The 8880-nt window shown below is 73.4% G+C and carries 8 protein-coding genes; 2 read left to right on the top strand and 6 right to left on the bottom strand.

Annotated elements, in window-relative coordinates:
• From ACFV9W_RS38825 to ACFV9W_RS38805, 5 genes are all read right to left on the bottom strand, one after another.
• A partial coding sequence (locus ACFV9W_RS38825; protein ID WP_385770794.1) for a biotin/lipoyl-containing protein occupies window positions 1–716 on the bottom strand: 716 nt, incomplete at its 3' end.
• Between the two features lie 100 nt (window positions 717–816).
• Window positions 817–2205 (bottom strand): dihydrolipoyl dehydrogenase, encoded by a 1389-nt coding sequence (lpdA, locus tag ACFV9W_RS38820; protein WP_385770792.1) that lies wholly within the window; start codon window positions 2203–2205, stop codon window positions 817–819.
• 283 nt (window positions 2206–2488) lie between these two features.
• Window positions 2489–4009 (bottom strand): leucyl aminopeptidase, encoded by a 1521-nt coding sequence (locus ACFV9W_RS38815; protein ID WP_385770790.1) that lies wholly within the window; start codon window positions 4007–4009, stop codon window positions 2489–2491.
• Between the two features lie 138 nt (window positions 4010–4147).
• On the bottom strand, window positions 4148–4888 hold the full coding sequence (locus ACFV9W_RS38810) for an adenosylcobinamide-GDP ribazoletransferase (protein ID WP_385770788.1): 741 nt from the start codon (window positions 4886–4888) through the stop codon (window positions 4148–4150).
• Window positions 4889–4893: 5 nt separating this feature from the next.
• On the bottom strand, window positions 4894–5961 hold the full coding sequence (locus ACFV9W_RS38805) for a nicotinate-nucleotide--dimethylbenzimidazole phosphoribosyltransferase (protein ID WP_385770786.1): 1068 nt from the start codon (window positions 5959–5961) through the stop codon (window positions 4894–4896).
• A gap of 224 nt (window positions 5962–6185) precedes the next feature.
• On the opposite strand from ACFV9W_RS38805, the gene ACFV9W_RS38800 reads away from it, so the two are divergent.
• Complete coding sequence (locus tag ACFV9W_RS38800; RefSeq protein ID WP_385770784.1) at window positions 6186–7259, top strand: class I SAM-dependent methyltransferase; 1074 nt, start codon at window positions 6186–6188, stop codon at window positions 7257–7259.
• Window positions 7260–7275: 16 nt separating this feature from the next.
• Here ACFV9W_RS38800 and ACFV9W_RS38795 read toward each other — a convergent pair whose 3' ends face one another.
• Entirely contained in the window at window positions 7276–8481 is a 1206-nt protein-coding gene (locus ACFV9W_RS38795; protein ID WP_385770782.1) for a bifunctional adenosylcobinamide kinase/adenosylcobinamide-phosphate guanylyltransferase, read from the bottom strand.
• Window positions 8482–8574: 93 nt separating this feature from the next.
• Here ACFV9W_RS38795 and ACFV9W_RS38790 point away from each other — a divergent pair, with 93 nt between their 5' ends.
• Window positions 8575–8805: a hypothetical protein gene (locus tag ACFV9W_RS38790; protein WP_385770780.1), complete on the top strand. Its 231-nt coding sequence runs from the start codon at window positions 8575–8577 to the stop codon at window positions 8803–8805.
• Window positions 8806–8880: the final 75 nt, after the last annotated feature.

Raw genomic sequence — 8880 nt, 5'->3', positions numbered from 1 at the left:
TCCGTGTCCGGGGCCGGGGCGGGCTCGGGAGCCGGGGCCGGAGCCGGAGCGGCGGCCGGGGCGGCCGGAGCCGGGGCCTCGGCGGCGGCCGGGGCGGCACCCGGGGCACCGATGACGGCGAGCTTGGCGCCGACCTCGGCGGTCTCGTCCTCGCCCACGGTGATCTCGAGGAGAACACCGGCGACGGGCGACGGGATCTCGGTGTCGACCTTGTCGGTGGAGACCTCGAGCAGCGGCTCGTCCTCGCCGACCTCCTCACCGACCTCCTTGAGCCAGCGGGTGACGGTGCCCTCGGTGACCGACTCGCCCAGGGCGGGCAGCACGACGTCGGTGCCGGAGGCGCCACCGGCCGGGGCGGCGGGGGCTTCCTGAGCGGCCGGGGCCGGCTCGGCGGCGGGGGCCGGGGCCTCCTGGGCCGGAGCGGGCTCGGCGGCCGGGGCCTCGGCGGCGGCCGGGGCCTCGGCAGCCGGGGCGCCGGAGCCGTCGTCGATGACGGCCAGCTCGGCGCCGACCTCGACCGTCTCGTCCTCGGCGACCTTGATGGAGGCCAGCACGCCGGCGGCGGGGGAGGGGATCTCGGTGTCGACCTTGTCGGTCGAGACCTCGAGCAGCGGCTCGTCGACCTCGACGCGCTCGCCCTCGGCCTTCAGCCAGCGGGTGACAGTGCCTTCGGTGACGCTCTCACCGAGCGCCGGAAGGGATACGGAAACCGCCATGGTTTCTGTTGCTCCTTAACGATGTGCAATGCGCGGCAACGCAGTGCGGAAGTCTGTGGGTGGGTCGTCGCGCCCAACTGCGACGGACGGGGCGTGGCTGCTAGTCGTGCGCGTGCAGCGGCTTGCCCGCGAGGGCCAGGTGGGCCTCGCCGAGCGCCTCGTTCTGCGTCGGGTGGGCGTGCACGAGCTGGGCGACCTCGGCGGGCAGCGCTTCCCAGTTGTAGATCAGCTGGGCCTCGCCGACCTGCTCGCCCATGCGGTCGCCGACCATGTGGACGCCGACCACGGCACCGTCCTTGACCTGCACGAGCTTGATCTCGCCCGTGGTCTTCAGGATCTTGGACTTGCCGTTGCCCGCAAGGTTGTACTTCAGAGCGACGACCTTGTCCGCACCGTAGATCTCCTTGGCCTTGGCCTCGGTGATACCGACGGAGGCGACCTCCGGGTGGCAGTAGGTCACGCGCGGCACGCCGTCGTAGTCGACCGGAACCGGGTTCAGGCCGGCCAGGCGCTCCGCCACCAGGATGCCCTCGGCGAAGCCGACGTGCGCGAGCTGGAGGGTCGGGACCAGGTCACCGACGGCCGAGATGGTCGGCACGTTGGTCTGCATGTACTCGTCGGCGAGGACGAAGCCACGGTCCATGGCCACGCCCTGCTCCTCGTAGCCGAGGCCCTGGGAGACCGGGCCGCGGCCGATGGCGACCAGGAGGACCTCGGCCTCGAAGGTCTTGCCGTCGGCGAGGGTCACGCGGACGCCGTCCTGCGTGTACTCGGCCTTCTCGAAGAAGGTGCCGAGGTTGAACTTGATGCCGCGCTTGCGGAACGCGCGCTCCAGGAGCTTGGAGCTGTTCTCGTCCTCGACCGGGACGAGGTGCTTGAGGCCCTCGACGACCGTGACGTCGGTGCCGAAGGACTTCCACGCCGAGGCGAACTCGACGCCGATGACGCCGCCGCCCAGGACGATCGCGGACTTCGGGACGCGGTCCAGCTTCAGCGCGTGGTCCGAAGAGATGATGCGGTTGCCGTCGATCTCCAGGCCCGGCAGCGACTTCGGCACGGAGCCGGTCGCCAGGAGGACGTGACGGCCCTGGACGCGCTGGCCGTTGACGTCGACGGACGTCGGGGAGGAGAGCTTGCCCTCACCCTCGATGTACGTCACCTTGCGGGAGGCGATCAGCCCCTGCAGGCCCTTGTAGAGCCCGGTGACGACCTCGTCCTTGTACTTCTGGACGGCGGGCATGTCGATGCCCTCGAAGGTGGCCTTCACGCCGAACTGCTCGGACTCGCGCGCCTGGTCGGCGATCTCACCGGCGTGCAGCAACGCCTTGGTGGGGATGCAACCAACGTGCAGGCAGGTGCCGCCGACCTTGTTCTTCTCGATCAGGGCGACGTCCAGGCCCAGCTGCGCTCCGCGCAGGGCCGCGGCGTAACCGCCACTGCCACCGCCGAGGATCACTAGGTCGAAAACGGTGCTGGCGTCGTTCGCCACGTCACGTCCTCCATGCATGTGCGCCGTACGCCGGTCTCCGACGACCGGGCGGCGGGGTGTTCGGCCGCTCGTTCTTCGGCCCTGGGTGAGGGCCCTGTCCTGCCGTACCCCATCCTCGCACTTGTCGGCGGGAGTCGGGACGTCGGGCTCCGGGGTGAGACGGCTGTTACACCTGAAACAGCTGTGACGAGCGGGGACAAACATGCGGATTTCGTCGAAAGCGAACAGCCCCCGGTGCCGCGCACCGGGGGCTGAACAGTGACTTCGTCACGTCCGCGGAGGGTCAGCCGAGGTCGCCCGCCGCCGTCCGCTCCGCGAGGCGGACCAGCGTACGGACCGCGGAACCCGTGCCGCCCTTGGGCGTGTAGCCGAACGGCGCGGACTCGTTGAAGGCCGGGCCCGCGATGTCGAGGTGGGCCCACGTGATGCCCTCGCCGACGAACTCCTGGAGGAACAGGCCGGCGACGAGGCCGCCGCCCATCCGCTCGCCCATGTTCGCGATGTCGGCGGTCGACGAGTCCATGCCCTTGCGCAGGTGCGTCGGGAGCGGCATCGGCCAGGCCGGCTCGCCGGACTCCTCGGCGGCCTCGTGGATCGAGCCGCGGAAGGCGTCGTCGTTGGCCATGATGCCGAAGGTGCGGGAGCCGAGCGCCATCATCATCGCGCCGGTCAGCGTCGCGACGTCGACGATCGCGTCCGGGGTCTCCTCGGAGGCCTTGGCGATGGCGTCGGCCAGGACCAGGCGGCCCTCGGCGTCCGTGTTCAGGACCTCGACCGTCTTGCCCGAGTACATCCGCAGCACGTCGCCGGGGCGGGTGGCCGAGCCCGACGGCATGTTCTCGGCGAGCGCCAGCCAGCCGGTGACGTTCACCTCGAGCCCGAGGCGCGCGGCGGCGACGACCGCGGCGAACACGGCGGCGGCGCCGGCCATGTCGCACTTCATCGTCTCGTTGTGACCCGCCGGCTTCAGCGAGATGCCGCCCGAGTCGTAGGTGATGCCCTTGCCGACGAACGCGAGGTGCTTCTTCGCCTTCGTGGACTTGTACGAGAGCTTCACCAGACGCGGGCCGGAGGCGGAACCGGCGCCGACGCCGAGGATGCCGCCGTAGCCGCCCTTCTCCAGCGCCTTCACGTCGAGCACCTGCACCTTGATGCCGTGCTCCTTGGCCGCGGCCTGGGCGACGGCGGCGAAGGACTCCGGGTTCAGGTCGTTCGGCGGGGTGTTGATCAGGTCGCGGGCGCGGTTGAGCTCCTCGGTGAGGGCCAGGGCGCGCTCGACGGCCGCCTTGTACGCCTTGTCGCGGGGCTTGCCGCCGAGGATCGCGACCTCGGCGAGCGGGCCCTTGCCGTCCTTCGGGTCCTTCGCGGACTCCTTGTAGGCGTCGAACGCGTAGGCGCCGAGCAGGGCGCCCTCCGCGATCGCGCCGGCGTCCTCGGCGTCGTCGACCGGCAGCGCGAACGCGGCCTTCTTCGAACCGGCCAGGGTGCGGGCCGCGGCACCGGCGGCGCGGCGCAGCACCTCGCTGTCGTACGCGCCGTCCTTCTCGGGCTCGCCGCCGAGGCCGACCGCCAGCACGATCGGCGCCTTGACGCCGGACGGGGCGGGGAGCTTGGTCACCTCGCCCTCGCCGCCACTGGCGCCGAGGGTCTCCAGGACGGTGCCGAGCTTTCCGTCGTACGCCTTGTCCACGGCTTCCGCGCCGTGGGCGACGACCGGGCCCTTGTCGCCCTTGACGACGCCGACGACGATCGCGTCGGCGCGGAGGCCGGTCGCCGCGGCGGTGCTGAGAGTCAGAGCAGTCACGGTGGTGAGGTCCCTCTTTCATCGGGTGGGTCGGCTTCTTTGCCGGGGCCGGGGGTAGTTGGCCTGTTTGTGGCTGAGCCTACGCCCGTCGTTCTTGGGGTGCTTCGTCCAGGTGCGGGCTGCCGCTGGGGCCGGGTGTCAGCCGAAGGCCAGGATCACCAAAGACGTGGTGGCCGCTGTTTCCGCCAGGGCGCCGAATACGTCGCCCGTCACCCCGCCGAAACGGGAGACGCAGCGGCGGAGCAGGAGTTCGGCCGCCGCGCAGCCGAGGACGACGGCGAGTGCGGCCTGGAGGGAGAGGGCGGCCGTCGCCGCGACCACCACCGCTCCCACGAGCAGCGCCGCCCGCCGCGACACCGTTTCCGCGACCGCCGCGCCGAGGCCCTCGGGACGGGCGGCCGGGACGCCCTCGCGGGAGGCGAAGGTCAGGGCGAGGCGCGCGGTCACCGCGGAGACGGTCGCGGCGAGGGCGCCGCGCCACCACGAGTGGCCGAACTGGTCGGCCAGGACCGCGACTTGGGCCAGCAGGGCCAGGACGAGGGTGACCACGCCGAAGGGGCCGATGTCCGACTGCTTCATGATCCGCAGCGCGTCGTCCGCGGGCTTGCCGCTGCCCAGGCCGTCCGCGACGTCCGCGAGCCCGTCGAGGTGCAGTCCGCGGGTCAGCGCCGCCGGCACCGCGACCGCGGCGACGGCGGCGAGCAGCGCGTCCGCCCCGAGGAACGTCAGCGCCACGCCCACCGCGGCCGCCACGAGCCCGACGGCCAGGCCCGCGAGCGGCGCGCAGAGCATCCCGGCACGGGCGGCCCCACGGTCCCAGCGGGTGACCTTCACCCGGAACACGGTGAGGGTCCCGAAGGCGAAACGTATGCCGTCCACTGGTGCTAGTCGTCTTCCTTCGCGGGCTCCGTGGCCTCCGGGAGCTCCGCCGCGAGCGCGGCGGCCGCCTGGACCAGGGGGAGGGCCAGGAGTCCGCCCGTGCCGCCGCCGACCCGGACGTCCTGGTCGAGGAGGACGTCCATGGCCATCCGGTCGAGCGCCTTCGCCTGGGCCGGTTCGCCGCTGGCGTGGGCGGCCAGCCACCAGTCGGGGGCGCGGAACGCGACCCGCTGGCCGACGAGCGCGCAGGCCGCGGAGACCACGCCGTCGAGGAGCACGGGCGTGCGCCGCACCGCGCACTGGAGCAGGAAGCCGGTGGCCGCCGTGAGGTCGGCGCCGCCCACTGTGGCGAGGAGCTGGAGCTGGTCGCCGAGGACGGGCCGGGCCCGGCGCAGCGCGTCGCGGACCGCCGCGCACTTGCGCATCCAGGCGAGGTCGTCGATGGGGTCGCCGCCGCGCCCGGTGACCACGGACGCGTCCGTGCCGCACAGCGCGGCGATCAGCGTGGCCGCCGCCGTCGTGCCGCCGACGCTGATGTCGCCGAGGACGACGAGGTCCGTACCGGAGTCGGCCTCCTCGTCGGCGACCGCCATGCCCGCGCGGAACGCGGCCTCGGCCTCCTCGAGGGTGAGCGCGTCCTCGGTGTCGATGCGGCCGGAGCCGCGCCGCACGCGCCGGTCGTCGACCGACTTGGGCAGCTCGTCGGGCTCGCAGTCCAGGGAGAGGTCGACGACCCGCACGCCGACGCCGAGCCGGCGCGCGAGCACCGCGCCCGTGGAGGCGCCCTCGACGACCTCCCGCACGAGTCCGGCCGCGCTGCCCGCCGCCCGCTTCGACACATCGAGTCCGGCCACGCCGTGGTCGCCGGCGAAGAGGACCACGCGCGGCCGCGCGACCGGCCGTACGGGCACCACGCCCTGGGCGGCGCTCAGCCACTCGCCCAGTTCGTCGAGGCGGCCGAGGGCGCCCGGCGGCACGGCGAAGCGGGCCCTGCGCTCCTCGGCGTCGCGGCGGGTGCCGCCGTCGGGGCGCTCGATCAGATCGGTGAAGTCGTCGAGGTTCAGCGAGCTCATTCGCCGAACAGTACCGGCCGTCGCGGACGTCTGGCCCCAGCCGCACCCTCCGTCACGGGACACCGATGGGTGCGTCCTTCCGGCGGACGCGGGCGGCGGGCGGTGAGTCGCCCTGGGGGTGTCAGGGACCGTCCATAGATGATCGGTTGCGTTCATGTTCGCGCCGAATTGTCATATCTCGCGCGCTTGTTGCGGTACCGCAGACGATGACTGGAGGTCTCCCCATGACCGCCCCCGCCACCCCTCAAGCCGTCGCCGAGCGCCGCCCCGCGTATCTCACCGAACTCGCCCAGGGCACCGAGCGCTTCCACGAGCCGCGCCGCCCCGACTGCCCCTGGTGCGGCAGCACCCGGCTGCGCACCCGCCTGCGCACCACCGACCTCCTCCAGCACAAGCCCGGCAGCTTCACGCTCGTCCAGTGCGGCTCCTGCGCCCACTCGTTCCAGAACCCCCGCCTCACCCCCGAGGGCCTGGACTTCTACTACCGGGACTTCTGCGAGGGCCGCTACGCCGACCAGGCCGAATGGATCTTCCGCGCGCGCACCTCGGCCCACCGCGACCGGTCCCGCGCCCGCGCCCTCGCCGCGTTCGTCGAACCGGAGAGCTGGCTCGACATCGGCACGGGCCAGGGCCACTTCCCCGCGGCGGCCCAGGAGGTACTGCCGTACACCGCCTTCGACGGCCTCGACAGCGGCGAAGGCGTCGAGGAGGCCCGGAGGGCGGGCCGCGTCGAACGGGCCCATCAGGGGCTTTTCACCGACCTCGCCCCCGGTCTTGAGGGCGGTTACGACGCGCTGAGCATGTTCCACCACCTGGACCGCTCCCGCGATCCGCGCGAGGAGCTGAAGGCCGCCCGCCGCGTGCTGCGCCCCGGCGGGCATCTGATGATCGAGCTGCCCGACCCCGAGAGCCGCTTCGCGAAGCTCCTCGGCAAATGGTGGATCTCGTACTTCCAGCCGCAGCACCTGCACCTGATCCCGCTCGCCAACCTCCGCGCCGAACTGCGCGCCCTCGGCTACACGGTCGTCGCCGTCGACCGCCGCGCGGCGCACGTCCCGCTGGATCTCGCGGCAGGCCTCGCCCTGTTCGCGGGCCGGCACCTGCCCGACGCCGACGACCCGTGGCGCACCAAGGCCCCCGGCGAGGTCCAGCGCATCCTGCGCAAGGTCCTCATGTACGCCGTCGCGCCCGCGTTCCTCGCCGCCTGCGCGGCCGACCGGCTGCTGGCCCCGCTGGCCCGCCGCACCCGCTTCTCCAACGCGTACCGGGTGATCGCGCGCCGCGACCCGGACGCGTAGACCCATGGCCCCCGGGTCAGCCGCGCAGCGCGAGCGGCTGACCCGCGACGACGAGCAGCACATGCTCGCACTCGGCCGCGAACGCCGCGTTCAGACGGCCCAGTTCGTCCCGGTAGCGGCGCCCCGAAGCGGTCGCGGGCACGATCCCCGAACCCACCTCGTTCGAGACGGCGACGAGGGTGCGCCGCGTGCGCCGCACGGCGTCGACGAGCCCGGCCACCTTCTCCCGCAGCGCCTTCTCGCCGCCGCCCGCCCACTCGGCGTCGTCCCAGGCCCCGGCCTCGTCCATCGCGTACGTCAGCCACAGCGACAGACAGTCGACGAGCAGCGGGGCGGAGTCCTCCGGGTCTTCGAGCAGCGGCACGAGATCGCAGGTCTCCGCCGTCCGCCAGGACCCGGGCCGCCGCTCCCGGTGCACGGCCACCCGTTGCGCCCACTCGGTGTCCCCGCCGCGCGTCCCGCCGGTCGCCACGTACAGCACGTCGGGGAACGCCTCCAGGCGCCGCTCGGCCTCCACCGACTTCCCGGACCGCGCCCCGCCGAGCACCAGCGTCCTGCGCGGCACATCGGGCACGTCCTCGTACGTGCCGACGTCCAGGGTCGTGCCGTCGGGCACGGCCCGCGCGCCCGCCGCGGCGAGCCGCCGCACGAGCTCGGGACCGGGCGGCACGTCATGGTCCAGATGGACGGCGAGGACATCGGTGGTCGGCCCGATCGCGCCCGCGGAGCGCAGCCGGGCGAGCGCGTCGGGGCGGCCCACGACATCGGCGAGGACCATCTCGTACGGCGCCCGTGGCTCGTCGAAGCCCGCGGGCGCGGTGCCCGGCGGCAGATACAGCAGCCGCTCGCCCTCCGGCCCGGTCACCTCGTAACCGGTGCCCGGCGCGTCCAGCGCGAGGGCCCGCACCCGGTGCCCGCTCATGAGCGCCAGCTCCCGCCCGTCCGGCACCCGGCCGGGCTGCGGAAGCCCCGCGGGCACCTCGACCGCGGGCCCGTCGTGCGGATGCGAGAGCAGTACCTGCCGTACGCCGCCGAGGCTGTGCCCCGAACGGGCCGCCGCGAACGCGGCCCCCGGTGTCAGGTCGAGCAGCAGCGTTCCGTCGATCAGGACCGCCGTCGCGGCACGGGCGTCGCGGCCGAGCGCGGTCGCGCAGGCGGCGCAAGGGCAGTCGGGGCGGGGCAGCCCGTCGGGGCCGCCGGTGCCGAGCAGTGTCAGTTCCACAGGAAGATCCTCCCGCGCCCCCTTGATCGACGCTCGCCCGGATAGGCTTCCGGGGACAGCGGCACAGCGGACGTCCGAGACCGGGAGGCTGACATGGCGGCGTGGACGTGGCGGTTCGAGAAGTCCGACGGGACGGAGGTGGCTCCCGCGGTACAGCCCGAGGAGTTCACCACGCAGGGGGACGCCGAGTCCTGGGTCGGCGAGTACTGGAAGCAGCTCGCGGACGGAGGCGCCGACCAGGTCACTCTCCGTGAGGACGACAAGGTCATCTACGGCCCGATGAGCCTGCACGCGGAGGACGAATCAAGCCCCGCCGGCGATTGAGGCGCGGGGTCCGGGGCAGCGCCCCGAGGCGTCATCAACGGCGTCGTGGTTGCGGCCCGGGGCTCTGCCCCGGAC

The organism is Streptomyces sp. NPDC059897 (assembly GCF_042730865.1).
In the GTDB taxonomy this organism is placed as follows: domain Bacteria; phylum Actinomycetota; class Actinomycetes; order Streptomycetales; family Streptomycetaceae; genus Streptomyces.
Note: the sequence above shows the minus strand (reverse complement) of the source record. Positions and strands in the feature narration are given on the sequence as shown.